Origin of the sequence: Nocardioides sp. SLBN-35 (assembly GCF_006715725.1) — a bacterium.
GTDB lineage: Bacteria > Actinomycetota > Actinomycetes > Propionibacteriales > Nocardioidaceae > Nocardioides.
Genome location: NZ_VFNU01000001.1, coordinates 4,265,724 through 4,291,977 on the forward strand (window position 1 = coordinate 4,265,724; position 26,254 = coordinate 4,291,977).

Annotated in this window: 29 protein-coding genes; 13 read left to right on the plus strand and 16 right to left on the minus strand. The window is 72.6% G+C overall.

Annotation, left to right across the window (positions count from 1 at the left end; translation table 11 throughout):
- Positions 1-13: 13 nt before the first annotated feature.
- Both FBY23_RS20570 and FBY23_RS20575 read left to right on the plus strand, forming a co-directional pair.
- The gene (locus FBY23_RS20570) at positions 14-1,240 is read left to right on the plus strand and encodes an LCP family protein (protein ID WP_141799843.1); all 1,227 of its coding nucleotides are present in this window, start codon (positions 14-16) and stop codon (positions 1,238-1,240) included.
- Between the two features lie 23 nt (positions 1,241-1,263).
- Positions 1,264-2,127: a crotonase/enoyl-CoA hydratase family protein gene (locus tag FBY23_RS20575; RefSeq protein WP_141799844.1), complete on the plus strand. Its 864-nt coding sequence runs from the start codon at positions 1,264-1,266 to the stop codon at positions 2,125-2,127.
- Positions 2,128-2,136: 9 nt separating this feature from the next.
- Here the strand turns inward: FBY23_RS20575 and FBY23_RS20580 are convergent, their stop codons facing one another.
- On the minus strand, positions 2,137-2,280 hold the full coding sequence (locus FBY23_RS20580; protein ID WP_139622113.1) for a DUF1059 domain-containing protein: 144 nt from the start codon (positions 2,278-2,280) through the stop codon (positions 2,137-2,139).
- A gap of 93 nt (positions 2,281-2,373) precedes the next feature.
- Here FBY23_RS20580 and FBY23_RS20585 point away from each other — a divergent pair, with 93 nt between their 5' ends.
- On the plus strand, positions 2,374-3,666 hold the full coding sequence (locus FBY23_RS20585) for a glycoside hydrolase family 6 protein (protein ID WP_141799845.1): 1,293 nt from the start codon (positions 2,374-2,376) through the stop codon (positions 3,664-3,666).
- Between the two features lie 203 nt (positions 3,667-3,869).
- On the opposite strand, the gene FBY23_RS20590 is transcribed toward FBY23_RS20585, so the two are convergent.
- The 5 genes from FBY23_RS20590 to FBY23_RS20610 form a co-directional block, all read right to left on the minus strand.
- The gene (locus tag FBY23_RS20590) at positions 3,870-4,433 is read right to left on the minus strand and encodes an LPXTG cell wall anchor domain-containing protein (protein WP_141799846.1); all 564 of its coding nucleotides are present in this window, start codon (positions 4,431-4,433) and stop codon (positions 3,870-3,872) included.
- 92 nt (positions 4,434-4,525) lie between these two features.
- Positions 4,526-5,293 (minus strand): class E sortase, encoded by a 768-nt coding sequence (locus FBY23_RS20595; protein WP_141799847.1) that lies wholly within the window; start codon positions 5,291-5,293, stop codon positions 4,526-4,528.
- A gap of 69 nt (positions 5,294-5,362) precedes the next feature.
- A complete protein-coding gene (locus tag FBY23_RS20600) occupies positions 5,363-5,881 on the minus strand; it encodes a hypothetical protein (RefSeq protein ID WP_141799848.1) in 519 nt (172 codons plus the stop codon).
- Positions 5,882-6,125: 244 nt separating this feature from the next.
- Positions 6,126-6,743, minus strand: a complete 618-nt coding sequence (locus tag FBY23_RS20605; RefSeq protein ID WP_141799849.1) for a hypothetical protein — start codon at positions 6,741-6,743, stop codon at positions 6,126-6,128.
- A gap of 135 nt (positions 6,744-6,878) precedes the next feature.
- Complete coding sequence (locus FBY23_RS20610) at positions 6,879-8,033, minus strand: acyl-CoA dehydrogenase family protein (RefSeq protein WP_141801184.1); 1,155 nt, start codon at positions 8,031-8,033, stop codon at positions 6,879-6,881.
- Positions 8,034-8,121: 88 nt separating this feature from the next.
- On the opposite strand from FBY23_RS20610, the gene FBY23_RS20615 reads away from it, so the two are divergent.
- A complete protein-coding gene (locus tag FBY23_RS20615; protein WP_141799850.1) occupies positions 8,122-8,787 on the plus strand; it encodes a TetR/AcrR family transcriptional regulator in 666 nt (221 codons plus the stop codon).
- A 37-nt stretch (positions 8,788-8,824) separates the two neighbouring features.
- Positions 8,825-9,262 (plus strand): CoA-binding protein, encoded by a 438-nt coding sequence (locus FBY23_RS20620; RefSeq protein ID WP_141799851.1) that lies wholly within the window; start codon positions 8,825-8,827, stop codon positions 9,260-9,262.
- 3 nt (positions 9,263-9,265) lie between these two features.
- Here the strand turns inward: FBY23_RS20620 and purE are convergent, their stop codons facing one another.
- Complete coding sequence (gene purE, locus FBY23_RS20625) at positions 9,266-9,754, minus strand: 5-(carboxyamino)imidazole ribonucleotide mutase (RefSeq protein ID WP_141799852.1); 489 nt, start codon at positions 9,752-9,754, stop codon at positions 9,266-9,268.
- Positions 9,755-9,796: 42 nt separating this feature from the next.
- Here purE and FBY23_RS20630 point away from each other — a divergent pair, with 42 nt between their 5' ends.
- Positions 9,797-10,336, plus strand: a complete 540-nt coding sequence (locus FBY23_RS20630) for a hypothetical protein (RefSeq protein ID WP_141799853.1) — start codon at positions 9,797-9,799, stop codon at positions 10,334-10,336.
- A 3-nt stretch (positions 10,337-10,339) separates the two neighbouring features.
- Here the strand turns inward: FBY23_RS20630 and FBY23_RS20635 are convergent, their stop codons facing one another.
- The 6 genes from FBY23_RS20635 to FBY23_RS20660 form a co-directional block, all read right to left on the minus strand.
- The gene (locus FBY23_RS20635; RefSeq protein ID WP_141799854.1) at positions 10,340-11,518 is read right to left on the minus strand and encodes a 5-(carboxyamino)imidazole ribonucleotide synthase; all 1,179 of its coding nucleotides are present in this window, start codon (positions 11,516-11,518) and stop codon (positions 10,340-10,342) included.
- Between the two features lie 27 nt (positions 11,519-11,545).
- A complete protein-coding gene (locus FBY23_RS20640; protein WP_141799855.1) occupies positions 11,546-11,872 on the minus strand; it encodes a winged helix-turn-helix domain-containing protein in 327 nt (108 codons plus the stop codon).
- Between the two features lie 113 nt (positions 11,873-11,985).
- A complete protein-coding gene (locus FBY23_RS20645; protein WP_141799856.1) occupies positions 11,986-12,912 on the minus strand; it encodes an adenylate/guanylate cyclase domain-containing protein in 927 nt (308 codons plus the stop codon).
- Complete coding sequence (locus tag FBY23_RS20650; protein ID WP_141799857.1) at positions 12,905-13,426, minus strand: PH domain-containing protein; 522 nt, start codon at positions 13,424-13,426, stop codon at positions 12,905-12,907. Before FBY23_RS20650 ends, FBY23_RS20645 begins: the two co-directional genes overlap by 8 nt.
- Positions 13,427-13,455: 29 nt before the next feature.
- Positions 13,456-14,283 carry a biotin--[acetyl-CoA-carboxylase] ligase gene (locus tag FBY23_RS20655; RefSeq protein ID WP_260806110.1) on the minus strand — a complete coding sequence of 276 codons (828 nt, stop codon included), beginning with the start codon at positions 14,281-14,283 and terminating at the stop codon, positions 13,456-13,458.
- Positions 14,284-14,356: 73 nt separating this feature from the next.
- Positions 14,357-15,469 carry an epoxide hydrolase family protein gene (locus tag FBY23_RS20660; protein ID WP_141799858.1) on the minus strand — a complete coding sequence of 371 codons (1,113 nt, stop codon included), beginning with the start codon at positions 15,467-15,469 and terminating at the stop codon, positions 14,357-14,359.
- A gap of 54 nt (positions 15,470-15,523) precedes the next feature.
- Between FBY23_RS20660 and FBY23_RS20665 the strand changes: the two genes are divergently transcribed.
- The 5 genes from FBY23_RS20665 to FBY23_RS20685 all read left to right on the plus strand — a co-directional run bounded on the left by FBY23_RS20665 (position 15,524) and on the right by FBY23_RS20685 (position 21,545).
- Complete coding sequence (locus FBY23_RS20665; RefSeq protein WP_141799859.1) at positions 15,524-16,483, plus strand: YafY family protein; 960 nt, start codon at positions 15,524-15,526, stop codon at positions 16,481-16,483.
- A 59-nt stretch (positions 16,484-16,542) separates the two neighbouring features.
- Positions 16,543-16,899 (plus strand): DUF4345 family protein, encoded by a 357-nt coding sequence (locus tag FBY23_RS20670; protein ID WP_141799860.1) that lies wholly within the window; start codon positions 16,543-16,545, stop codon positions 16,897-16,899.
- Between the two features lie 58 nt (positions 16,900-16,957).
- A complete protein-coding gene (locus FBY23_RS20675; RefSeq protein WP_141799861.1) occupies positions 16,958-18,628 on the plus strand; it encodes a DUF885 domain-containing protein in 1,671 nt (556 codons plus the stop codon).
- A gap of 10 nt (positions 18,629-18,638) precedes the next feature.
- Complete coding sequence (locus FBY23_RS20680; RefSeq protein ID WP_141799862.1) at positions 18,639-19,685, plus strand: DNA glycosylase AlkZ-like family protein; 1,047 nt, start codon at positions 18,639-18,641, stop codon at positions 19,683-19,685.
- Positions 19,686-20,243: 558 nt separating this feature from the next.
- Positions 20,244-21,545: an HNH endonuclease signature motif containing protein gene (locus FBY23_RS20685; RefSeq protein ID WP_141799863.1), complete on the plus strand. Its 1,302-nt coding sequence runs from the start codon at positions 20,244-20,246 to the stop codon at positions 21,543-21,545.
- Between the two features lie 58 nt (positions 21,546-21,603).
- On the opposite strand, the gene FBY23_RS20690 is transcribed toward FBY23_RS20685, so the two are convergent.
- Both FBY23_RS20690 and FBY23_RS20695 read right to left on the minus strand, forming a co-directional pair.
- Positions 21,604-22,020 carry a hypothetical protein gene (locus FBY23_RS20690; RefSeq protein ID WP_141799864.1) on the minus strand — a complete coding sequence of 139 codons (417 nt, stop codon included), beginning with the start codon at positions 22,018-22,020 and terminating at the stop codon, positions 21,604-21,606.
- A gap of 19 nt (positions 22,021-22,039) precedes the next feature.
- Complete coding sequence (locus FBY23_RS20695) at positions 22,040-23,233, minus strand: hypothetical protein (protein ID WP_141799865.1); 1,194 nt, start codon at positions 23,231-23,233, stop codon at positions 22,040-22,042.
- 93 nt (positions 23,234-23,326) lie between these two features.
- Between FBY23_RS20695 and FBY23_RS20700 the strand changes: the two genes are divergently transcribed.
- Both FBY23_RS20700 and FBY23_RS20705 read left to right on the plus strand, forming a co-directional pair.
- On the plus strand, positions 23,327-23,926 hold the full coding sequence (locus tag FBY23_RS20700; RefSeq protein WP_141799866.1) for a nucleoside triphosphate pyrophosphatase: 600 nt from the start codon (positions 23,327-23,329) through the stop codon (positions 23,924-23,926).
- Positions 23,902-25,038, plus strand: coding sequence for a hypothetical protein (locus FBY23_RS20705; RefSeq protein WP_141799867.1), 1,137 nt, complete (start codon positions 23,902-23,904; stop codon positions 25,036-25,038). The genes FBY23_RS20700 and FBY23_RS20705 overlap by 25 nt, the downstream gene beginning before the upstream one ends.
- Here FBY23_RS20705 and FBY23_RS20710 read toward each other — a convergent pair.
- On the minus strand, positions 25,004-26,203 hold the full coding sequence (locus FBY23_RS20710; RefSeq protein ID WP_141799868.1) for an acyl-CoA dehydrogenase family protein: 1,200 nt from the start codon (positions 26,201-26,203) through the stop codon (positions 25,004-25,006). The genes FBY23_RS20705 and FBY23_RS20710 overlap by 35 nt on opposite strands.
- Positions 26,204-26,254 lie beyond the last annotated feature (51 nt).

Sequence of the window (26,254 nt, forward strand, 5' to 3'; positions counted from 1 at the left end):
TAGCGTCATCGGCATGGCAGGGCGTGGCAACGACACCGGGGACACCGGGGACACCGGAGGCACCGGGGACACCGGCGGCGAGGACTTCGACTGGGTCTACGGGTCCGGGTCGCAGGACGCTCGTCGCGGCTCCGCCGACCCCGAGCCCACCCGCCGGATCCCGGTCCAGCGACGACCCGGCGCCCAGGCGCCGGCCCCTCCGCCACCGCCCGTCCGGCTGCCGCCGGCCCAGCAGTACGGCCGCACGTCCGAGCCCGGCGGCCGAGGCCCGGCGCCGCGGCTGCCGAAGCGCAGCCGGTGGACGCGCCCGCGCACCTACGTCCGGCTGGTGCTGCTGGCCCTGGTCCTGTGGCTGGCGTACACCCTGGCGGTCCCGTTCGTCGCCTGGAACAAGGTCGACAAGGTCGACTTCGAGCCCAGCGCCGAGCGGCCGGCCGAGCAGCCCGGCACGACGTACCTGCTCGTCGGCAGCGACTCGCGCGCCGGCCTGTCCCCCGAGGAGCGCAAGAAGCTCCACACCGGCGACGCCGCGTCCGAGCTGACCGACACCATCTTGCTGCTGCACACCGGCGACGGCCCGACGACGCTGGTGTCCATCCCCCGCGACTCCCCGCTCGAGATCCCCGGCTTCGGCACCAGCAAGGTCAACTCGGCGTACGCCAAGGGTGGGACGCCGCTGCTCGTGCAGACCCTGGAGAAGGCGACCGGGCTGCGGATCGACCAGTACGTCGAGATCGGCTTCGGCGGCCTCGTCGGGGTGGTCGACGCGGTCGGCGGCATCGAGATCTGCCCCAAGCAGCGGATCAGGGACAAGGACTCCGGCCTGAACGTGAAGAAGGGCTGCCAGGAGGTCGACGGCGCCACCGCGCTGGCCTACTCACGAGCCCGCAAGTACAGCCCGATCTCCGACCTGGCCCGGGTCCAGCAGCAGCGCGAGGTGATCGCGTCGGTCGGCGACAAGGTCCTCTCGCCGTGGTCGGTGCTCAACCCGGTGCGCTGGTGGCAGCTCAACGGCGCCGTCCCCGACTTCTTCCGCTTCGGCGACACCACCGGTCCGGTCGCCGCCGGGAAGTGGGCGCTGGCGATGACGAAGGTGAAGAAGTCGTGCACCGTGCCGCTCGCGCGGGCCGACACCACGTGGGACACCAAGCGCGCCGGGCAGCTGTTCGGCAAGATCGCTGCGGACAAGACCGACGAGATCACCCCCGATCTCTGCACGGCCACGGGCCTGGCCCGCTGACCGCAACCCACGGAGGATCCCGCGTGTACGAGACCCTGACCTGGCACGTCGACGACGACGGCATCGCGACGCTGACCCTGCACCGGCCCGACGCCCTCAACGCGTTCGACCTGACCATGGCCCGCGAGCTGCTCCAGGTGTTCACCACCGACGCCCGCGACGACGCGGTGCGCGCGGTCGTCGTGACCGGCTCCGGCCGCGCGTTCTGCGCCGGCATGGACCTCTCGGCCGAGGGCAATGTGTTCGGGCTCGACGAGTCGCTCTCCCCCACACCCGAGGAGTTCCGGGCGGCGTACGACGAGGCGCCGTACGCCGACGGCGTGCGCGACACCGGCGGCAAGATCACCCTCGCCATCCACGCCCTGCCCAAGCCGGTCATCGCCGCGATCAACGGTCCGGCGGTCGGCATCGGCGCCACCATGACCCTGGCCATGGACCTGCGCCTGGCCTCGACGAAGGCCCGGATCGGCTTCGTCTTCGGCCGCCTCGGGATCGTGCCGGAGGCCTGCTCGACCTGGTTCCTGCCACGCATCGTCGGCATCCAGCAGGCCCTCGAGTGGGTCTACTCGGCCGACATCCTCACCGCCGAGCAGGCCCTCGCCGGCCGGCTGCTGCGCAGTGTCCACGAGCCCCACGAGCTGCTGCCGGCGGCGTACGACCTGGCCCGGGCGTTCGTCAAGGACCGCTCGCCGGTCGCGCTCGGCCTGGCCAAGCAGATGCTCTACCGCAACAGCGCGGCCGCCGACCCGCTCGAGGCCCACCTCACCGACTCGCTCGCCATGTTCTGGACGTCGATCGGCGACGGCAAGGAGGGCGTGGCGGCGTTCCTCGAGAAGCGCACGCCGGGCTTCACCGGCAAGGCCTCGGAGCTGCCCAGGATCGTGTGAGCCGACGGCTCACATCGCCATGAAGAGGATCTCCTCGCGGCTGTACTCCCGACCCGGGTGCTCGGCCGCGAGGTGCTCCTGCACCTTCTCGACGAGCTCGTCGTCGGTGTCGGCACGCAGGGTGGTGTCGCAGGGGCAGCGCAGCGAGGGCATCGGGACCTCCGGGGACGGCGAACAGGAACGCGTTCCAGTCTAGGGCTCCGGCGACTTCGGGACGAGGTGCCCGTCGGGTTAGCCTCGACGGCGATGCGCCAGCCTGGAGCCCCCGTCCGACGTACCCTCGCGACCCTCGTCGCCGTCCTCGCGACCGTGGCCCTCGCCGGCTGCAACGAGCAGGAGCCCGGCCCCGCGGAGCCGGCGGCCGCCGTACCGACGACGGCGCCGCCGACCACGGCCACTCCCACGCCGACGCCGGGTCCGCCCGCGGCCGAGCAGTCGAAGACCGCGCTTCCTCACGTCCAGCGCACGCAGCGCCCGTACTTCAAGGACAAGGAGGTCTGGCAGAAGGCCCAGCCGGCCCACCTGCAGAACCTCAAGAACCCGCTCGCCGAGCGGCGCTGGGGCGTCTACAAGGGCGATCTCGAGCAGACCTGGAGTGCCTACGAGTCCGCGGGCGGCGACACCAAGCGGCTGCTGGGCAAGATCGCGCTGCGGCCGAAGTCGCTGTGGCTCGGCGACTGGAGCGGATCGCCCGAGCAGATCGGCTCGGTCGTGCGGGACTACGTCCAGAACGCCTCCGGCGGCGACCCGAAGGTGCTCGTCCAGCTCGCCATCTTCCGGATGGATCCGTGGGAGCACGCCGTGTGCGGCGGCCGCGCCCCCTCCGGCGGCGCCCAGGACACCTACCGGCGCTGGATCGCCAACGCTGCCCGCGCCCTCGGCCGCCAGCACACGGCGATCATCCTGCAACCCGACCTGCCGTTCTGGTGGTGCTCGAACCGCTCGGTGACCAGCTCGCTGATCACCTATGCCGTGAAGACCTTCTCGGCGCAGCCGAACACCAGCGTCTACCTCGACGCCGGCGCGGCCGACTGGAGCAGCACCCCGCAGGTCGGCGCCCCGCGCGCCTCCCAGGCCGCCGACCTGCTGATGGCCAACGGCATCGCCCACGCCCGCGGCTTCGCCCTCAACGCGACCCACTACGTCGGCACCGAGGAGTCCGTCGCGTACGGCGCGGAGCTGGTCCGGATCCTGCGCGAGCGCGGCGTCAAGGGCGTCCACTTCGTCGTCGACACCGCACAGAACGGCAATGGCATGACCTGGCCCGAGGTCGAGGCCCAGGGCAGCCGGGTCAACGACAATGCCCGCGTCTGCGGCTCCACCTCCGACCGCCGCGGCTGCGTCACCCTCGGCATCCCGCCGACCTCACGCGTCGGCGACGAGCGCTGGGGACTGTCGAAGGAGACGGGCCGCGAGGCGAAGAAGTACGTCGACGGGTTCCTCTGGTTCGCCCGCCCCTGGCTGTTCATGCAGGCCAACTGGCGCGGCGCCGACCGGGCGATCGGGATGGCCCGCAGCACGGGCTGGTTCGCGCCCTGACCCACCCGGCTCGAACTGGTCCGCATTCCCCGCCGACCCGGCGCGAAGTGCGCTGAATCCCGCGCTGACCCGGCAGAAAGTGTCTTGCCGAGCGAGACACTTTCTGCCGGGTCGGCGTGATTTCGGGACCACTTCGTGCCGGGTCAGCGAAAAGCAGACCGGCCGCCCCCGAGGGGACGGCCGGTCTGGTGATTCGTGGTGCGTCAGGCGGCAGCAGCGGCGCGGCGGCGGCCGTAGCTGACACCGCCCGCACCCGCGGCGACGAGGCCGGCGCCGAGGACCAGCCAGGCCAGGTCCGGGCCGCCGGTGTTGGGCAGCGCGCCGTTCTTGTCACCGCCGTCGGCGGAGCCGATGCGGAAGTGGGTGGTGTCCGAGGACGGGAGGAACTTCGCCGCGTCGTCGGGCGACAGGGCCGCGTGGGCGAGGTAGCCACCCTTGGGCAGGCGCGGGCCCGTGACCCGGACCGGCTTGTCGGTGAAGTGCACGGTCGTGCGGAAGACCGGCTTGGCGGCCGCGGCCATGGAGCCGCGCGCGGCGCTACCGCCCGCGGAGACGGTGATCGCGATGTTCCCCGCCGGCGGCGTCGGCGAGGCCGCGCTCGCGCTCACCTGCAGCACGATCGGCTCGCCGGGCTCGGCGGTGACCACCTGGATGTGGGTGGTGGTCGGGAGCTTGGATGTGTATCCCTCGTCGGCACCCGCGGGCGCCGGCGGCGCGACGGCGAGTGCGAGACCAAGCGTGGCGAGCGCAGCCAGCTTCTTCAGCACGTGTCCTCCTTGAACTTCCCCATGCAACGACCCGGCGTGTTCAAGGTGACGGGCTGTGCGCGCTCAGACTAGTGCACCCGCAGTGCGCGAGGTCACCCGGCTGCCGAGTCCGCGGTGGGCTCGGACTTCACCAGGTGGCCGAAGACGACGGAACGGTTGTCGGTGTGGAAGATCTCCGAGCAGGTGAGCAGCGTGATCAGGTGGTCGCCCGCCTCGGCCGGCGGCTGCGTGCCGCCCTTGGGGTTCACCGGCTTCGGGTCGAGCACCCAGGTCTGGGTGAAGGGGATGACCAGGTCCTCGCCCCCGGTGTCGAGGACATAGGTGTACGTCGCCGCGCGGGTCTCGACGACGACCTCGTCGCCGGGCTCCAGCGACGGGAGCTCGGCGAACGGCTCGCCGTGGGTGACCCGGTGGCCGGCGAGCACGTAGTTGCCGGTCGCGCCCGCGTCGGCGGTGTCGGCCATGTGACCCACGCCCGCGGCGAGCACCTCCTGGCTCGAGCCCTCGAGGACCGGGACCGCGTAGTCCTTGCCGAACCTCGGGATGTGCAGGATCGCGGTCGCGTTGCCGAAGTCGGTGCGGACGACGTCCTGGCCGTCACCCCACCCGGACTCGAGCGCGCGGCGTACGTCGTCCTGGCGCTGGTGCGACTGCCAGTTGGTGCCCCAGAACTGCCACGCCACCCAGCCCAGCACGGCGAGTCCGGCCAGGATCAGGCCGCAACCGGCCCAGAACGAGATCCGGCGGCCGGTGGAGACCGCCGCCTTGCCGGACGGATCGCCCGCGGGCCGCGAGCGGCGCCGGCGTCGTACCCGATCGGGCGCGACGTCGGTGTCGTCGGGCCGGTCGGTCTGCGTCATGGGGTTCCCTCCTCGCGGGGCGCCGCGTCGGACGGCCCCACCCCATCCAACGCGGTGCGGACCCGCGTGTCACGCTCGGCGGCGACCCCGCTCGACGAGTCCACCACCGGTCGCCACGAGGCCGAGCCCGGCGAGGAGGAACCCCAGGTGCGGACCGCCGGTGTTGGGCAACCCACCCTTGCCCGCACCCTTCTGGGCGGCCCCCACGTCGAACTTCGAGCTGTCGCGGCAGCCGGCCAGGTTCTTGAGGTCATCGGGGACGAAGGTGGCGGTCGCCTTGTGCTGGCCCTTGGCGACCCGTGGCCCCTGGACCTTCACCGCGACGCCGTTGTAGCGCAGCTTCTTGGAGAAGTCGTCGTCGACGGTCACGGTCAGGCCGCCGATCGGCTTCGCGTTGCCGGTCGCGCTCACCCGCACGCGCAGCACCACGCGGTCGCCCACGACCGTCGCCGGCACGCTCAGGCTGCAGGTCGTCGGCACCGCCGGCGGGTACGGGTCCGCGGACGCGGGGCTCCCCACGCCCAGGAGGGCGAGCAGGAACGCGAGGGGTGCCGCGACAGCACTCCCCAGGACCAGGTAACGACGCATCAAGACCCCATCTCCCGAAAAGATGAAACTGGAACGCTTCGCCCATCGCCCCGGTGGACGGGCGAACTTGATGGTCAAACTCGGTCCTGTGAGGTTCGTTACGGCCCACCCGCAAGTTTTTTACCTTCTTACCGCGACAACCGGTAACACCATTTGGTAACTGCGGATTGGCGAGGGGTCTCGAGAGCGCAGAAACGCCCCGCAGCCCGATCGGGCTGCGGGGCGTTCCCCGGTCTGACCTGGGTCAGCGAGCGGTCTTGACCGCGACCTTCAGCAGGGTCTGCGCCGGCGCGACGGCCGGAGCGGTGGCGTCACCGGAGACGGCCGTCACGCTGACGACCTTCTCGCCCTTGCGGGCCAGCAGGGTCTGCCCGCCGAGGGTGATGGTCGTGCTACCTGCGGTCATGGACTGCTGGGTGGTCAGGCCGACGCGCTGGTCGGTGCCCTTGAGCTTGAACTTGAAGGGAGTGGCGGTGGCCGTGAGGCCCAGCGCCTGCGACTCGCACACGAGGCGCGCAGCGGCCTTCTTCAGGAACGCCTTCGCCTTCGTGGCCGACTTGAACCGGATGGCCGAGACGGTGACGTTCGGCGCGGCGGCGGTCGGCGCGGAGACCATGTAGGCGGCGCCCGTCGTCTTCGCGCCCTTGACGTCCTTCGCCGGGGTGCAGGCGGTCGCCTGGGCGGCGCCGGAGGCCACGACCGGCGTGACGCCGGCGAGGTGCGGGTAGACGGCCGCGACCTTGGCGGGCGAGGGGACCTTCGGGGCCTTCGCGGCCGCGTCGGCGGGCCCGACCGTCAGGCCCACCAGGGCGGCGGGGACGATGACGGCAGCCAGGGCGTGGCGGAGCCGGCGCATCTGCATGGATTCTTCTCCTCGAGTGAAGCGAACGGTACGGCGCGGACAGTGCGTCGCGCCGCGCCGATCCTTCCATCAGCCGCAGCGGTCAGCCGCATCGCCGAACGGCATCGGCGATGCGGCATCGGACGGCCGGAGCCGTCAGAGCTCGCTCTGCACTCCGGCGAGGAGCTGGCGGGCCATCACGATCCGCTGCACCTGGTTGGTGCCCTCGTAGATCTGGGTGATCTTGGCGTCGCGCATCATCCGCTCGACCGGGTAGTCGCGGGTGTAGCCGTAGCCGCCGAGGACCTGCACCGCGTTGGTGGTGACCTCCATGGCGACGTCGGAGGCGAAGCACTTGGCGGCCGCGCCGAAGAAGGTGAGATCGGCGTCGCCGCGCTCGGAGCGGCCGGCGGCGGCGTACGTCAGCTGGCGGGCGGCCTCGACCTTCATGCCCATGTCGGCGAGCAGGAACTGCAGGCCCTGGAAGTCCGCGATCGCCTTGCCGAACTGCTGGCGCTCCTTGGCGTAGCCGAGGGCGTAGTCGAGAGCGCCCTGGGCGACGCCGACGGCCTGGGCGGCGATGGTGATCCGGGTGTGGTCGAGGGTCTTCATGGCGTACTCGAAGCCCTTGCCCTCCTCGCCGATGATCCGGTCGCCGGGGATCCGGACGTTGTCGAAGTAGACCTCGCGGGTCGGGGAGCCCTTGATGCCGAGCTTCTTCTCGGGGGCGCCGAAGGACACGCCCTCGTCGGACTTCTCGACGACGAAGGCGGAGATGCCCTTGGTGCGGGCGTCGGGGTCGGTCGTCGCGAGCACGGTGTAGAACTCCGACTCGCCCGCGTTGGAGATCCAGCGCTTGGTGCCGTTGAGGATCCAGTCGTCGCCGTCGCGGACCGCGCGGGTCTTCTGGTTCGCGGCGTCGGAGCCGGCGTCGGGCTCGGAGAGGCAGTAGGAGAAGCCGCCCTCGCCGGCGGCGAGCTTGGTGAGGTACTTGGCCTTGATCTCCGCACCCCCGCCGATCATGACCGGCAGCGAACCGAGCTTGTTGACCGCCGGGATGAGCGAGGCGGAGACGTCGGCACGGGCGACCTCCTCGATCACGATGACGGTGGCCAGGGCGTCGGCGCCGGCGCCGCCGTACTGCTCGGGGACGTGGGGTGCGTGGAAGTCGGCCGCCTGCAGTGCGTCGTGCGCCTCCCGCGGGTAGCGGGCCTCCTCGTCGACGGCGGCGGCGAACGGCGCGACCTTGGCGTCGCAGATCGCGCGCACGGCCTCGCGGATGGCCTGGTGCTCCTCGGACAGGGCGTACATCGGGTAGTCGCTCACGACGGTCTCCTGAACTCGTTGGTACTCAGTATCGTACTAGCGAGACTGGGTCCCGTCGAGTTACTGTCAGGACGTGCCCGCCACCGCCCGCGACCGCCTCGTCGCCGCCGCCTTCGAGCTCTTCGCCGGGCAGGGGTACGACGCCACCACGGTCGAGGAGATCACCACCCGTGCCGGGACCGGCCGGAGCACCTTCTTCCGCCACTTCCCCACCAAGGACGACGTCGTGCTGCCCGACCACGAGGCGCTGCTGCGCCGGGTCGACGAGCGCCTGGCGACCGCGTCGGCCGCCGGGCACGAGGTCGCGCTGCGCGAGGCGGCCGGGATGGTGCTGGAGCACTACCTCGCCGAGGGCGAGACCGCCCGAACCCGCTACCGGCTGGCCAGCTCGGTTCCGGCGATCCGCGACCGCGAGATCGCGAGCGTGCAGCGCTACGTGCGGCTGTTCGGCAAGCACGTCCATCGCTGGCTCGACGCCGAGGCCGACGGTCCGCTGCGGGCCGAGCTGGTCGCCTCCGCCGTCGTGATCGCCCACAACCACGTCCTGCGGCAGTGGCTGCGTGGCGCCGTCGACGACGCCGCCACCACCCGGGCGCTCGTCGACCGCTCCCTGGACCACGCCCTCGCACTGCTGCGCGGACCGGCGGCGGCCGGCTCGCCCACGATCGTGATCACCAGCGGCGGGCGTGACGTCGAGCAGGTCGTGCGCGACGTGCGCGACGCCCTCGGCGGGTCCTGACCGGGAAGATCCGGGGCCCCGCGGGCCTTGGGTCGATATGAACTCCCCCGACCGGCTCGACCACCTCGACCACCTCGACCCCGAGACCATCGACTGGATGCTGGACGACGCCACGACGTGGGCGGTCGTCGGCCTGTCCGGCAACCCGGACCGGACGGCGTACCGGATCGCCGAGCTGCTGCAGTCGCGCGGCAAGAAGATCGTCCCGATCCACCCGTCCGCGCCGGTCGTGCTCGGCGAGCAGGGCTACGCGACGCTCGCCGACGTGCCGTTCCCGATCGACGTGGTCGACGTGTTCCGCCGCTCCGAGGACGCCGGGCGGTTCGCCGACGAGGCGGTCGCGGTCGGCGCGGGTGGCGTGTGGTTCCAGCTCGGCGTCGTCGACCGGGCCGCCTTCGAGCGGACCCGGGCGGCCGGCGTACCGATGGTCATGGACACCTGTCCGGCGATCGAGTGGCGCAAGCGCGCCCGCTGAGCGCTACTGGTCGCGGACGACGGCGCCCTTCGCCTCGGCGGCGAGCTTCAGCTCGGCCTGGAAGTCGCTCATCTGCCGCTGCAGCGCCGGGTCGGTCGCCGCGAGGATGCGTACGGCGAGCAGGCCGGCATTGCGCGCGCCGCCGATCGCGACCGTCGCCACCGGCACGCCCGCCGGCATCTGGACGATGGAGAGCAGCGAGTCCATGCCGTCGAGGTACTTCAGCGGCACCGGCACGCCGATCACCGGCAGCGGCGTCACCGCAGCGAGCATGCCCGGCAGGTGAGCCGCACCACCGGCCCCGGCGATGATCACCGACAGGCCGCGCTCAGCGGCGTCCTGGCCGTAGGCCAGCATCTCGGCGGGCATCCGGTGCGCCGAGACGACGTCGGCCTCGTAGGAGATCCCGAACTCCCGCAACGCCTCGGCCGCGGCCTTCATCACCGGCCAGTCGGAGTCGGAGCCCATCACGATGCCCACGCGCGCAGTCATGGGGAGAGGTTATCGGCGCGCCCACTGGGGAGGATCGGCGCCATGTCACGCAGTGCTCCGGTCGCCGGCCTCGCGGCGGCGCTCCTCGTCCTCACGTCCTGCTCCGGCACGCCGGAGGCCAGCCTCGAGCCCGAGGTGTTGACGCGGGTCCTGTGCGGCCTGCACCAGCAGCAGCGCGGCGTCAGCGGCATGGAGCTCGCGAGCGACGACGACCAGAACGCGCTGTGGCAGGCACAGGTCGCCCTCAGCACGCACCTCTCGCCCGCGATCGCCGACGGGATCGACCGCGCCGACTTCTCGGTCCGCGACCTGCTGGTGGGCAACGAGCCGGACGAGGAGAACGTCGAGGAGGGCAGGTCCCAGGTCGACGACGCGTGCGCCGACGTCGACGAGGTGGCTCCGGATGCCGAGCTGTACGCCGGCATCGGCTGCCTGTTCGTGGCGGAGGGCGGCGCGGTGTGGGGCGACGGCCAGGACCTGGCCATCGCGACCGGCGTCCTCGACGACACCTACGACGACCTCGCGAAGGCTGCCGGTCAGGACGACAGCGGCCCGCTGGCCGACGCCTGCGCCGACCTCTGAGCGCTACTCGCTCTCGTTGCCGAGGTCGCCGCGGAACCACGCGGCGGCGTGCCGCCCCCGCTCGAGGCAGTCGTCGAGGTCGTCGCCGTACACGTTGACGTGGCCGACCTTGCGGCCCGGCCGCAGGTCCTTGCCGTAGAGGTGGACCCGCAGCTGCGGGTCGCGAGCCAGGGCGTGCGGATAGCCGTCGTAGAGGCGGCCGACGTCGGGGTTGTCGCCGCCGAGGATGTTGACCATGACCGTCCACCGCGCACGCGGCGCGGGTGAGCCGAGGGGCAGGTCGAGGGCGGCGCGCAGGTGGTTCTCGAACTGGCTGGTGACCGCACCGTCCTGGGTCCAGTGGCCGGTGTTGTGGGGGCGCATCGCGAGCTCGTTGATGTAGACCGCCGGGCGGCCCTCGGCGTCGACCGCCTCGAACAGCTCGACGGCGAGGATGCCGGTGACGTCGAGCTCGCCGGCGATGCGCAGCGCCAGCTCCTGGGCGGAGGTGGCCAGCGCCGGGTCGAGGTCCGGGGCGGGGGCGACGACCTCGCGGCACACGCCGTCGACCTGGAGCGTCGCGACGACCGGGTACGCCGCCGCCTGGCCGCTGGGGGCGCGGGCGACGAGGGCCGAGAGCTCGCGGCGGAAGTCGACGAGCTCCTCGGCGAGCAGGCGGACGCCTCGCTCCGCGGCCGCAGCCAGGGGCTCGGCGACGTCGGCCGGCGTCCGCACGACCCAGACGCCCTTGCCGTCGTACCCGCCGCGGGAGACCTTGAGGACGCAGGGCAGGCCGAACGCCTCGACGTCCGCCTCGGTCGCGACCACGGCCCAGCGCGGCTGAGGGGCGCCGAGGCGCGTCATCGCCTCGCGCATCACGATCTTGTCCTGGGCGTGGACCAGGGCCTCGGGTCCCGGGTGGGCCACGACGCCGTCGGCGGCGAGCGCGCGGAGGTGCTCGGTCGGGACGTGCTCGTGGTCGAAGGTGACGACCGAGCAGCCCTCGGTGACGGTGCGCAGTGTGGTCAGGTCGCGGTAGTCGCCGACCATCTGGTCGGGGATGACCTGGGCGGCGGAGACGCCGTCGGCCTCGGCCAGCAGGCGCAGTGGTACGCCGAGGGCCACAGCGGGCTGGGCCATCATGCGGGCGAGCTGGCCGCCTCCGATCACGGCGATCCGGGGCGCGGGTTCGGTCGTCGACACGGCCGAACCCTACGAGGTACGGAGGTGCTACGCCGAACTGGTGGCGTCGGCGGCCATGCCGAGCTCGAAGCGCAGGCCCTGGCCGCGGATGGTGGTGATCAGGCGGGGCTGGCGGGTGTCGTCGCCGAGCTTGCGGCGTACCCACCCCAGGTGGACGTCGATCGTCTTCGACGACGTCCAGAAGGTCACGCCCCAGACGTCGCGCATCAGCTCCTCACGGCTGACCACCGACCCGGCGCGCGCGATGAGCGCGTGCACCAGGTCGAACTCCTTGCGCGACAACAGGATCTCGCGGTCCCCACGCCACGTTCGCCGGGTCGACGGGTCGACCCGTACGTCCTGCACCTCGATCACATGGGCCAAGGTAAGGACGCAGGGGCCACCAGGGGCGTGGAATGCAAAGAATTTTGCATTGAGAGGGCGCGCCAAAACCACCGCTGACCAGCGGATACGTGAGTTGACGAAGGTCAGGCTCGCCTGACCGCGACGGGCTCGACGACGCCGAAGCCGCGCACCGGACGGGCCGGCAGCGGGCGCGACTCGACCTGGTCGTCGGGCAGCAGGTCGGCCGTCGCGTGGTCGACGATGATCCGGTTGCGGCGCGCGACCTGCGTGAGCCGGGCAGCCAGGTTGACCGGCGGGCCGAAGACGTCGCCCATCCGCAGCACCACGCCGCCGGTGGCCAGGCCGACGCGGACGTCGGGCATCCGCGGGTCGCGGCCGATCACGTTGATGATCCCCTCGGCGGTGGCGAAGGCGGCCATCGGGTCGTCGTTCACGTAGAGCACGGCGTCGCCCATGCTCTTGATCAGCCGGCCGTTCTCGCCGGCGATGACGTCGCCGCACCGTGCCTCGAAGACCTCGACCAGCTCGCCGATCCGCTCGCGGGACACCTCGTTGGACAGCGCGGTGAAGCCGACGATGTCGGCGAAGCCGACGCTGAGGTCGGTGGTGTGGGGATCGTCGTCGAGGGCGCGGACCGCCTCCATCCGCGCGATGGCGGCGGCGAGGTGGCGACGCCACGCGTAGACGAGGAGGTCCTCGAAGCTCTCCCCCAGCCGGGCGGTCACCCAGGCGCCGGGGTCCTCGGCGTCCTCGGGCGCGGCGTCGGCGACGTGTTGGACCAGCTCGCCGACCTCCCAGTCGGCCAGCCGGGCCATGGTGATGCCGATGCCGCGGGTGACGTTGAGGGCGACCTCGGGGACCACGACCTCGTCGTCGGGCCCCTGCCCGAGGATGCGCATCGCGGCGACGTCGGCATCCGTGTAGGCCGGCTCGTCGCCGTGCTCGGCGAACCCGAGGGTGCGGAACAGGCGACGGGTCAGGTCGAGCGGCAGGCCGGCACGCTCGGCCACCTCGGCGGCGGTGAGCCGGGGCTCACCGCTGTCAGACACCTTCGTCCCGGCGCGGCGCCGGCCCGCTGTGCAGCTCGTGGAGCAGCTCGTTGAGCTGGCGCTGGGTGGCCTCCACGTGCGGGATGTCGTTGAGGCGCACCGTGCCGAAGGTCGAGGCGTCGGAGATCAGCAGGCTGCCACAGCCGAACGGCCGGTCGAGCAGGTTGATCTCCATCGCGATGTCGCTGACGCGCGCGAGCGGGATGTCGTGGCCGCGGCGCGTGATGATCCCGTTGCGGGTGATCAGCCGGCGGTCCGTGAACGCGTGCACCGTGGTCAGCCAGTCGAGGAACGGGCGCACGGAGAACCACAGGATCCCGATGATCACGAGCACCCACACGATGAGGGTGAGCACCCGCTGGAAGCCGGTGTCGTCGAGGAGGACCTGCGCGGCGACGCCGATGGCGAGGAGCACCACGAGCGCGAGGATCGGCCCGAACAGCGCCTTGGGGTGCTGGCGGGTGCTGAGCACGAGTCGCTCGCCGGGGTTGAGCAGCTTCTTCGAGATGGCCACGGTCAGATCATTCCATCAAGTGGGCCCGATCAGGCCGAGGTCGGGCGGACGTGGATCACGTCGCCGGCGCCGACCCGCTCGGTCCCGGCGGCCGTGGTGACCACGAGCCGGCCGTCGTCGTCGATGTCGGTGGCCCGGCCGAGCAGCTCCCCGCCGCCGGGCAGCTCGACGCGTACGTCGCGACCGAGGGTCGCGCAGTGGGAGCGGTACGACGTCGCCAGGCGCGTGGTGCCCTGCTCGCCGCCGGCCTGCCACACGTCGTACCCCTCACGGACGGCCGCGACCACGGCGAGGAGGACCGAGGTGCGGTCGGGCCCGCCGGGGCCGGCGACGGCGAGGCTGGTCGCGGTCGGGACGGGCAGCTCGTCGGCGGTCATCGCCACGTTGATGCCGACGCCGACGATGGCGGCGGGACCGGTCGGGGTCTCGACCCGCTCGACGAGGATGCCCGCGACCTTGCGGTCGGCGTCGAGGAGGACGTCGTTGGGCCACTTGACCTTCGCGTCGTAGCCGAGCGCCGTGATCGCCTTCGCCACGTTGTGGCCGACGAGCAGCGGGAGCCACGGCCAGGACGCCGGCGGCACCGTCGGGCGCAGCACCAGCGAGAAGGTCACCGCAGTGCCCGGTGGCGTCTCCCAGGTGCGGTCGAGGCGGCCGCGGCCCGACGACTGGTGGTCGGCGACGACCACGAGGCCCTCGTGTGCACCGGCCCGGGCCCGCTCGGCCGCGACCTCGTTGGTCGAGGGTGTCTCGGGGAGCAGCTCGAAGGTGAGGTCGGGGGTCAGGTCGGACGCGCCGGCGAGACGGTCGCCGTCGAGCGGTCCACGGGTGGGGGTCGGAGTGGAGCCGGAAGTCACGGGCTCTACCTTGGCGCAGCAGCGGCCATGAGGAAACCCCGGGGGTACTCGCCCCGGGGTTTCGTCGAACGGCTCAGCCGAAGAACACCCGGAGGTCGGCGACCACGTCCTGCGGGACCTCCATCGCGGCGAAGTGGCCGCCGCGCGGGAACTCCGACCAGTGCGCGATGTTCGCGTTGTCCCGCTCGGCCAGCGAGCGGATCGTCTGGAAGTCGTCCTTGAAGACCGCGACCCCGATCCGGCCGCTGCTGACGACCGGCTCGGCACCGGCGTGCTGCTCCTCGTAGTGGTAGCGCGCAGCGGCGCCGTAGGTGTTCGTCAGCCAGTACAGCGTCGCCTGGGCGAGCACCTGCTCCGGCGCGACCAGGCTGGTGCCGTTGCCGAAGCTCTCGAACAGCTCGCTGTAGGCGAGCACGGCGACCGGCGAGTCGGCGAGGCCGGCGGCCACCGTCTGCGGGCGGGTGCCGTTCATCTGGTTGTAGCCGCCGACCGACTGGAACCAGCCCATGTGCTCGAGCGCGGCGTACTCCTTGGGGCCGAAGCCCTCGAACTCCGCCGGATCGCCGCTCGGGAACGAGAACAGGTGCAGCACGTGCGCGCCGCGGAAGCCCTCGGGGTTCGTGACCGCGAGCTCGCGGCCGACCATGGCGCCGCCGTCGCTGCCGTGGATGCCGTAGGAGTCGTAGCCGAGGCGGCGCATCAGGACGTCGTACGCCGCCGCGACCCGCTTCATCGTCCAGCCGGTGTCGACCACGGGGGTCGAGAAGCCGAAGCCCGGCATCGACGGGATGACGAGGTGGAAGGCCTGGTCGGCGGTGCCGCCGTGGGCCTCGGGGTCGACGAGCGGGCCGATCATGTCGAGGAAGTCGAGCTGTGAGCCGGGATAGGTGTGCGCGAGCAGCAGCGGCGTCGCGTCGGCGTGCTTCGAGCGGACGTGGAGGAAGTGGATCCGCTGGCCGTCGACCTCGGTCACGAAGCCGTCGTACGCGTTGAGGCGGGCCTCGACGGCGCGCCAGTCGAAGTCCTTCCACTGCTCGACCATGCCGCGCAGGTAGGACTCCGGGGTGCCGTAGTCCCACGAGTCGCCGGGGACCGCGGGGGCGAACCGGGTGCGGTCGAGTCGGGCCCGGAGGTCGTCGAGGTCGGTCTGCGGGATGTCGATGACGAAGGGGGTGATCTGGTTCATGGCACTGACGTTAAGTGCCATTGCGGAAGGGTTCTTTCCTGTTTAATCGGCTCCGTGCGAAATACTTCGGGACGGGTGCTCGAGCTGCTCGGACTGCTCCAGGCGCGCGTCGAGTGGACCGCCCCCGAGCTGGCCACCCGACTCGGCGTGACCGAGCGGACCGTGCGCAACGACGTCGCCCGGCTGCGCGAGCTCGGCTACCCCGTCGCCGGGATACGCGGGCGGACCGGGCACTACCGGCTCGGCGTCGGCGCCAAGCTCCCGCCGCTGCTCCTCGACGACGAGGAGGCCGTCGCGGTCGCCGTCGGGCTACGCACGCTGACCGGGGTGGCCGGCTTCGAGGACAGCGGCGGGCGGGCGCTCACCAAGCTCGAGCACGTCCTGCCCGACCGGCTGCGTCGCCGGGTCACCTCGCTGCGGGACGCCACCGAGGCGGGGCCGGTCAACACCGACTCCAACGTCGAGGACCCCGAGGTGGACGCCGGCGTGCTCGCCGAGATCGCCGACGCCATCCGCGACCACCGCGGGCTGCGCGCGTTCTACGGCGAGGCGCAGGAGCGGCTCGAGGTCGAGCCGTACCGCCTCGTGGCCTGGCAGCGGCGGTGGTTCGTGGTCGGCCGGCTGCCCGCGACGGGCGCGTGGGCGCCGTACCGCGTCGACTGGCTGACCCTGCGCATCCCCGGCGGGCGCACCTTCCGTCCCGCTCCCCCGCCGGGCGACCTGACCGAGCTGGTCGTGCGCGAGGTGGCGCGGACCGGCTGGGCGGTGCACGCGCGGCTGGTCATCGACGCACCCGCCGAGGAGGTGCTGGCCCGGATCAACCCGGCCGTGGGCGTCGTCGAGCCGCTCCCGCACGGCCGTTCGGTGCTCGTCACCGGCGGCGACAGCCTGGAGGTCGTCGCGGTGTGGATCGGCATGCTCGGCCTGGACTTCACCGTCGAGACACCGGTCGCGCTGGTCGAGCACCTGCGGGTGCTGGCGGACAGGTACGCCGCCGCGGTCGCCGGCTCCTGAGGCCCGGAGTCCTACCCCGGTCGGATGCCCACGCCGTCCGCGCGGACGAGGATGACTCCATGAACCGACTCATCGCGTCCGGCGCGGCGGCCTACGCAGGGCTCGGCGTCGCGTCCTTCCTCAAGCCCGACGTCGTGCCCGCGGTGATCGGCTACTCCGCACCCAACGCCGACACCCGCACCGAGATCCGGGCCGTGTACGGCGGCCTGCCGCTCGCCTTCGCCGCCAGCCTGGTCGCGGTGCCCGCGTCCGGCACCGCGATCGGGGTCGCCACCGCCGGGATGGCCGCCGGACGGGCGGCCTCCGCCGCGTTCGAGGGCCGGCCGAGCCTGAAGATGGCCGGGTTCATCGCGCTCGAGACGGCCGTGGCCACTGCGCTGGTGCTGGGCGCGCGCCGGGCCTCCTCCCCAGCCTGACCCCGGCTCTCCCGATATCGGGATGCCCTTGTCGGCCCCGGCTCCTAGGGTTCGGCTCATGACGCGACTCGTGGACGCCCGCACCGACCGGTTCGTCGAGGACCTCGCCGCCCTCGACCCGCTGACCGCGACCTACGCCGGCATCCCCGGCCACGACGGGAAGCTGCCCGACCTCTCTCCCGACGGCTTCGCGGCGAGCGAGGAGCTGCACCGGCGGGCGCTGGCCGACGTCGCCGGGCTGGCGACGGCCGACGAGCGCGAGGAGGTCGCCAAGGCGGCCTTCCTCGAGCGGGTCGGGCTCACCGTCGAGCGGGCCGATGCCGAGGTCGAGCGCAGCGAGTTCTCGGTCATCTCGAGCGCGATCCACGCGGTGCGCGAGGTGTTCGACCTGATGCCGACCGACACCACCGAGCAGTGGGAGGCGATCGGTTCGCGGCTGGCCGCGGTCCCGGCCGCGCTCGCGGGCTACCGCACCACGCTGCTCGAGGAGGCGGCCGCCGGGCGGGTCTCCGCGAAGCGGCAGTACGCCGAGGTGGCCGAGCAGGTGCGCGGCTGGACCGGTCAGGCCGGGGCCGCGGGCGACTACTTCGCGAATGTCGTGGCCGCAGCGCCGGACGCTCAGCGTGCGGCCCTCACGGCGGCCGCGGCGAGCGCCTCGGCGGCGTACGCCGAGTTCGGCCGCTTCGTCACCACCGACCTGCTCCCCCGCGGCCGCGAGGTCGACGGGGTCGGACGTGATCGGTATGCGCTGGAATCGCGATCCTTCCTCGGCGCCACGGTGGACCTCGAGGAGACCTACCGCTGGGGCTGGGAGGAGCTCAAGCGGATCGAGGACGACATGGCCGCCACGGCCGGGCGGATCGTCCCTGGCGGCTCGGTCGCCGACGCCGTCGCCGCCCTCGACGCGGACCCCGCGCGCGACTGCGGGAGCCGCGAGGCGTTCCAGGCGTGGATGCAGGAGAGGTCCGACACGATCCTCGCCGACTTCGACGGCGTGCACTTCGACATCGCCGAGCCGATCCGCACCCTGCAGTGCAAGGTCGCGCCGATCAACGACGGCGGCGCCTGGTACACCCCACCCACCGAGGACTTCTCCCGCCCCGGCACCATGTGGTTCTCGTTCACCGACGACCACGAGCGCTACTCGACCTGGCGCGAGACGACGACGGTCTTCCACGAGGGCGTGCCCGGCCACCACCTGCAGGTCGCCCAGGCCGTGCACCGCGCCGACCTGCTCAACCGCTGGCAGCGGCTGCTGTGCTGGGTCAGCGGCCACGGCGAGGGCTGGGCGCTCTACGCCGAGCGGCTGATGGACGAGCTCGGCTACTTCGCCGACCCGGGCGACCGGCTCGGCTTCCTCGACATGCAGGGCTTCCGCGCCGCGCGCGTCGTCGTCGACATCGGCGTCCACCTCGGACTCACGGTGCCGGTCGACAACCCGTTCGGCTGGCGGCCCGGCGAGACCTGGGACGCCGACCTGGCCTACGAGTTCATGCGTGCCCACTCGCGGATGGACGACGGCTCACTGCGCTTCGAGGTCAACCGCTACCTCGGCTGGCCGGGCCAGGCTCCGTCGTACAAGGTGGGCGAGCGGATCTGGCTCGAGTCCCGCGCGGCGGCGCAGGCGCGGCACGGGGCGGCGTTCGACCTCAAGGCCTTCCACACGGCGGCGCTCGACCTCGGCAGTCTCGGCCTCGACCCGCTGCAGGCCGCCCTCGGTCGGCTCTGAGGAGCGCGGCGTGCTGCGGCTCGAGCGTGAGGCGGCGCGGCGGATCGCGGTCCGGGCGCAGCTCCTCGATGCCCGCCACGCCCGGTCGGTGGCCGAGGTGGTCGACGAGCTGACCCTGCTCCAGGTGGACCCGACCGCGGCCGTCGCGCCGAGCGTCGACCTGGTGCTGTGGTCGCGGCTGGGCGAGGGCTACGAGCACTCCGACCTGACCTTCGCGCTCGAGACCGAGCGCTCGCTGGCCGAGCTGTCGTCCTACGTCCGCGCGATGGACGACATCGGCCTGCTGCTCGCCGTCGCGCCCCACGACCTGCACCCCACGATCCACGAGTGGCTGGCGGCCAACCAGCGGTTCCGGGCTGACGTGCTGGGCCTGCTCGACGCCGAGGGAGCGCGCACCGCCGCGGAGATCCCCGACACCTGCGAGGTGCCGTGGGCGTCGAGCGGCTGGAACAACGACAAGAACGTCAACCGCCTGCTCGAGGTGCTCACCTTGATGGGCGACGTGGCGATCACCGGGCGCCGCGGCAAGCTGCGGGTCTACGACCTGCCCGAACGGGTCTACCCGGGCGACCTCGACGTCCCGGCCTACGACGACGCGCGGGCCGCCCTCGACCGGCGCGAGCTCGCCGCGCTGGGGATCGCGCGGTCCGGGCCGGGCGAGGAGGCGATCGTCGAAGGGTGCGCCGGGTCGTGGCGAGTCGACCCCGATGCCCTGCTCGCGGTCGACTCGGCCTTCGCGGGGCGGTGCGCCTTCCTGTCGCCGTTCGACCGCCTGGTCCACGACCGCGAGCGGGCGCTCGACCTGTTCGACTTCGAGTACGTCCTCGAGATGTACAAGCCCGCCGCGTCGCGTCGCTGGGGCTACTTCGCCCTGCCCGTTCTCCTCGGTGACCGGCTGGTCGGCAAGCTCGACGCCAAGGCGGACCGCAAGGCCGGGGTGCTGCGCGTGCACGCGTTGCACGAGGACCTCCCCTGGGAGCCTGAGGTCGGCGACGCGGTCGAGGCCGAGCTGGTCGCGTTGGCGGACTGGCTGGGGATGGGTCTGGCTCGGGGCTGAACTTCCGGTGGTCGAGGAGGTCGCGCAGCGTCTCGGTGGTCGAGGAGGTCGCGCACCGTCCCCGGTGGTCGAGGAGGTCGCGCAGCGACCGTCTCGAGACCCCTCGCCGTGCTGCCGGGACTGTGCTCAGGCTTCGGCTCCGGGGTGGTTGCGTTCTGAAAGGGCGCTGGCGAGGACGGCGGCGAGGTGGCTGGGTTCGGCGGTCGGGCGGCGGTGCTCATCCCCGAGTGGTGGAGGGTCGCGCAGCGTTCCCGGTGGTCGAGGAGGTCGCGCAGCGCCCCCGGTGGTCGAGGAGGTCGCGCAGCGACCGTCTCGAGACCCCTGGCCGTGCTGCCGGGACCGTGCTCGGGCTTCGGCTGCGTCGTGGTTGCGTTCGGAGAGGCGCTGGCGAGGAAGGCGGCGAGGTGGCTGGGTTCGGCGGTCGGGCTACGGTCCGCAACGCCACTTCAGTGGCAGCTGGAGACGTCATTTCCGCACACCCCACGGATCGAGTTTCCCCTGTCCACAGGCGGGTTTCCGACGCGCGATTGTGTCGGATCTGGGTGGGAGGATCCAGTCATGGATCTCGGAACCCAGCCCCGCACGACAGCAGCCCTGCTGTCACGGGTCGGTGACCGGATCCGTTCCCGCAACGCCCTCATCATCGAGGAGTGGGAGGACATCACCGCCTGGGCCAGCGACCACATCGTCACCGGTCCTGAGGGGGCCGCGACCATCACCGAGGGCTACCTCGACACCGGTGTCCCGATCGCAGGCGACGGCGCACCGCTGGTGTCGGAGTTCGCGTTGATGGAGCTCGTCGCCGTCCTCGACCGTACGCCCGACGGCGGGAAGGCGTACGTCGGCCGCGTCATCGAGTGCGCCTGGCGGCTCCCGAACGTCTACGCCGCCGTCTCCTCCGGCCGGTTGGCGCCGTGGCGGGCGGAGCGGATCGCCGACCTCACCCACGGCTTGTGTGCTGAGGCGGCTGGGTTCGTGGACCGGCAGTTGTGGAACGCCTCCGGAGTCGGCTGGGCCCAGCTCGAACGTCTCGTCACCGAAGCAGTGCTGCGGTTCGACCCCGAGCGGGCCGAGGCCGACCGTCAGAAGGCGAGCGATCACCGCCACTTCGACCTCGGCGACGTGGACGAGCACGGGCTGGTCCACCTCGACGGACTCCTGGACGCCGCGGATGGCTACGACCTCGACCTGGCTGTGTCCCGGCGCGCGCGGGTGTTGGGTCAGCTCGGTGACGACTCGTCGCTGGACGTGCGGCGTTCCAAGGCTGCCGCGGAGCTCGCCCGCCAGGACATCGCGCTGGACCTGTTGATCCCGGACGCCGACACCGGCGAGGTCGTCGCGACCGTCCCGGGACGCAAGGTCGTCCTCAACATCCACCTCACCGACACCACCCTGACCGGGCACAACCCGGTCGGCCGCTGGGACGAAGGCCGCTGCCCCATCACCACCGCCCAGATCCGGGAGTGGCTGCGTGCGCGACACAGCACGATCATCGTGCGGCCGGTCATCGACCTGGCCGACCACGTCCCCGTCACGGCCTACGAGATCCCCGACCGCCACAGGACCCGCGTGATCCTCCGCGATCCCACCTGCCGCTTCCCACACTGCACCCGCCCCGCGACCCGGTGCGACGTCGACCACCACCAGCCCTACGGGGAGGGCGGCAAGACCTGCCCGTGCAACCTGGTCGCGCTGTGCCGACGACACCACCGGGCCAAGACCCACTCACCGTGGCACTACGACACCCCGATGCCCGGCTCCTACGTGTGGACCAGCCCGAACGGGTTCCGGTTCCGCGTCGACCACCGCGGCACCCACCCCCTCCGCGACACCAGCGACACCGGCCCGCCCGACGAGTAGCGACCCCGCCCCGCACCCCGCAGGACCTCACGCCTGCGGGGGCATCGGTGCGCGCAGGTCAGCGGCCGCCGGCGTACTGCTCGGCGGTGTAGGTGATGGTGCTGCCGGTGCGCGGGTCGGTGACCACGACCCTCTGGTCGACCGACGACCAGTCCACCTCGAGAGGCGACCCGGCCTCGGAGTCGAGGAACGGGTAGGCGGCGACGAAGCGGTAGTCGTTCTCGGCGCCGTCGTGGACGGCCGTGATCTCGAGGTGGGTGCGCTCCGAGCGCACGGGGGTCGCGGGATAGCGGCTGACGACGACGCAGTAGCCCTGCAGCCCCGACAGGGTCGGATCGGTGTCGCAGTCGGTCCACAGCTCCTCGCGCCCGAGGCCGTCGAGCAGCTTGAGGCCGCCCCAGGCCAGGGTCACGAGCAGCAGCACGACCACGGCCGTCCCGGCCGACGACAGTGCCGCCACCTTGGTCCTCGACATGGGCTGCACCCTGCCCCGCTCAGCGTGCCGCGAACCGCTCCCAGGTCACACCGTCGTCGCTCGAGCGCCAGGCCGTCCCGTCGGCCGCGCCGACCCACAAAACCGGGCCGCCGTCGTACTCGATCGCGAGGATGCCGGCCTCGGCCAGGTCGGCCAGGTCGGCGACGTCGGTCGCCACCTTGGTGAGCCGGCCGCCAGCCACCTGCCACACGCCCGCATCGACGGGCCCGCGCGCGCCCTGGCGCTCGATCGTCGCGAGCACCCGGAGCCCGCCCTTCCTGTCGATCCAAGCGCCGGAGACGGTCGGCCACTCCGTGTCGCGGTCGACCTCGTCACGGGTCCAGGCGGTCGGGTCGGCGGCGCGTGCGGTGTCGACGGCGAGGAGCGGGAACAGGGTGGCGCCGTCCCCTCCCTCGAGGACGACGTGGGGTGCACCGGCGCCGGCGTCGGCGATCCAGGGCAGGAAGGTGCCGGGGAGCTCGGACTGCTGCCAGGTCGCGCCGCCGTCGTCGGACCAGTGGCGGGTGACGGCGTCGCCGTGGGTGTCCACGGCAGTGAGCCGACCACCGTAGGCCGCGAGCCCCCGTACGCCGTCCGGGACCGGCACCTCGTGGCCGCTGCCGTCGGGAGCCACGGCCGCGAGTGTCGTCGATGCCCCGTCGAGCAGCACGACCGGGACCTCGCCGGCGGCGACCGGTGCCTGCGTCCGGGCGACCCGCACCGGGGTGGCACGCCCGTCCGCGACGTCGACGATGGACAGCTCGCGACCCTCCCAGCCGTCGCGGAGCACGAACCGTCCCTCGCCGAGCGGTGTGGCCTCGGTCCCCGCGGTGACCTCGCGCAGGCGGCGGTGGGCGAACCCGTCGGCGGTCAGAGCGAGGATCCAGTGCTGCTCGTCGCGGCCGCACCAGATCGCGATCCGCTGGTCGGGTGCACCCGGGGTGGTGGCGATGTCGAGGAGTCCGGCGTCGTCCGCGTCGACCGTCCCGCGCAGGTCCACGGCCCGTGTGGACGGGGCGTCGGCCGAGACGGTCGGCGACGCGACCGGAGGCGCGGGCGACGGAGCCTCGCCGCCCGGGCCGAGCAGCCGGACGGAGGCGACGATGCCCGCGACGGCCGCGACGGCCAGCGCCGCGGCACCGAGCGCGGCTGCCCGCTGCCGGGCGCGCCGAGCCCGCCTCCGCCGGATCGGGTCCTCGGGTCCACCGTCCATCGCACCTCCTACACGTGTCGCCCACCCTGTCACCGTTCACGACTCACCGCGTGCGGAAAAGGTTGCGTCGGTCGGGCTCGTTAGGGTGACGGCGTGCCGACCTTCGTGCTCGCCTCCGCCTCCCCCGCGCGCCTGGCGACCCTCCGCAGCGCCGGTCTCGACCCCCGGGTGATCGTGTCCGGGGTCGACGAGTCCCAGGTCGCCGGCGTCCCTCCCGCCGAGCTGGCGCTGCGCCTGGCCGAGCTCAAGTGCGGCGCCGTGGCCGGCCGCGAGGACGTCCCGGCCGACGGCCTGGTCCTCGGCTGCGACTCGGTGCTCGAGCTCGACGGGGTCGCCCTCGGCAAGCCCGACGACGCCGACGACGCCGTACGCCGCTGGCAGGCGATGCGGGGACGGTCCGGCGTGCTGCACACGGGCCACTGCCTACACGACCGCGCCACCGCGCACCAGATCGCCGCGACCGCCTCGACCACGGTCCACTTCGCCGACCTCGCCGACGACGAGATCACGGCGTACGTCGCGACCGGCGAGCCGCTCCACGTCGCCGGCGCGTTCACCGTCGACGGTCTCGGCGGCGGGTTCGTGACCAGCATCGAGGGCGACCACCACAACGTCGTCGGGGTCAGCCTGCCGCTGCTGCGCGGGATGGTCCGGGAGCTCGGGCACTCGTGGACCGACCTCTGGGCCCGCTGATCCGGCTGCTCGCCGCCCTGCTGGCGCTGCCCGTGCTGGTGCCGGCGCTCCTGCCGGCGACGGCCCATGCCGACGCGCCCACCCTCACCCCCGGCAGCCACGCGATCACGCTGCCCACCGACGCGCCCGCGACCTTCCGGCTCGAGCGCACCGCGACGGGCAGCACCCTCCACGTCGGGCTCTGGTACGTCGGCGCCGGCGACTCGGTCGGCGAGGGCGTCCGCCTCACCATCGGCACGACGCCCGCCGACACCGGCTGCGGCAGCGGCGCGGTGTTCCGCCCGACCATCGGCGAGCCGGCGCCACTGCTCACCACGACGGCCTCGACCTGGACCGACGAGGCCGAGCATCCCTGCGGGACGGTGGAGGAGCTGTTCGTGACGGTGGGCGTCCCGAGCGACCCGCTCGACGGGGGACGGGCGGCGACGCTGGTCGTCGAGGAGGAGCCGCCGCTGTCGGCGTACGCGTTCGACCTGCTGCGCGAGCCGGCGGACCCGGCGTGGGAGCCGGTGGATCCGGGACCGTCGGCCGAGCCCGTCGCGGCCGGGGCGACACCCGCGGACGCGCCGGTCGTCGAGCCGGGCAGCTACGAGGTCCGGGTGCGGCCCGGCCGGCAGGCCGTGGTGGGGATCCCGGTCGACTGGGACCAGTCCCTGCGAGCCCAGGTCGACGGCAGCACCGAGGCGACCGTGACGATCCTGGGCCCGGTGCTCGGTGAGGACGTCGCGTCGAGCGCGCCCGGGCAGGCGCAGTCCTGGGTGACGTCGTACCTCCACCGGAACTCGTTCGACCCGACCCGCGCGGGCGCCTCGCTCGCGGGCATGCGCTACGTGCTCGTCGGGCTGCCGCCGAACGCCGCCCCGGCGACGGTCACCCTGACCCTGGCCGTCGACGGGAGCCCGGGCGACGGGGTCCCGGACTACGCCGTCGCGTCCCCGAGCGGCTCCCCGTCCTCCGACCGGTCCGCCGACCCCACCGACGACGACAGCGCGCCGACCCCGATCTGGATCGGAGCCGGCGCGCTGGTGGTACTCGTCGCGGTGGCGCTCGGCGTACGCCGCCACCGCGGGAGACGTCCTACTCGACGGGGAGCCCGAGTCCGCGGGCGATGAGCATCCGCTGCACCTCGGAGGTGCCCTCGCCGATCTCGAGGATCTTGGCGTCGCGGTAGAACCGCGCGACGGGGTACTCCTCCATGAAGCCGTAGCCGCCGAAGACCTGGGTGGCGATCCGGGTCGCGGTGACCGCGGACTCGCTGGCGTAGAGCTTGGCGACCGAGGCGGCCTGCTTGAACTCCTTCATCGACGGGCCGCGGCCGCCCTCCATCGCGTCCTTCATCGCGGCCGCGCGGTAGGTCAGCATCCGCGAGGCGTGCAGCATCACCTCGAGGTCGGCGATCTGGAAGGCCACGCCCTGCTTGCGCCCGATCGGGCCGCCCATGGTCTGGCGGTCGAGTGAGTACTCGACGCACAGGTCGACGCACGCCTGGATCAGGCCGACGGCGAGCGCGGCGATCGCGACCCGGCCGTCGTCGAGGATGGCGAGGAACTGGGCGTACCCGCGACCACGCTCGCCCACCAGGTTGTGCTCGGGCACCCGGCAGTCGGTGAACGAGAGCGGGTGGGTGTCGGAGATGTGCCAACCGAGCTTGTCGTACGGCGGCTCCGCGACGAAGCCGGGCGTCCCCGCGGGCACGATGATCGCGGAGATCTCCGGCTTGCCGGACTCGGAGACGCCGGTGCGTGCGGTGACCGTCACCAGGCTGGTGATGTCGGAGCCGGAGTTGGTGATGAACTGCTTGCCGCCGTTGATCACCCACTCGCCGTTGTCGAGCTCGGCGCGGGTCTTGGTGGCGCCGGCGTCGGAGCCGGCACCCGGCTCGGTGAGGCCGAACCCGGCCAGTCGCCGGCCGGCGACCAGGTCGGGCAGCCAGGTCTTCTTCTGCTCGTCGGTGCCGTAGGTCAGGATCGGGTTGATGCCGAGGCCGACGCCCGCCTCGAGCGTCACGCCCAGGGACTGGTCGACCCGGCCGAGCTCCTCGATCGCCAGGCACAGCGAGGTGAACGGACCGTCGGCCGCGTCGAGCCCGGCGCCGCCGTACTCCTCGGGAGCGGTGAGGCCGAACAGCCCCAGCTCCCCCATCTTCTGGACCACGTCGGTCGGGAAGTGGTGCGCCTTGTCCCACTCCGCGACGTGCGGGCGGATGGTGGCCTCGGCGAAGTCCCGGACGGTACGGCGGAACTCCTCGTGCTCGCGCGACAGCTCGAACTGGGTCATGGCCCCATCGTAAGGCACGAGGTTAATGATTGTTAACCAGCGGGCCTGTCG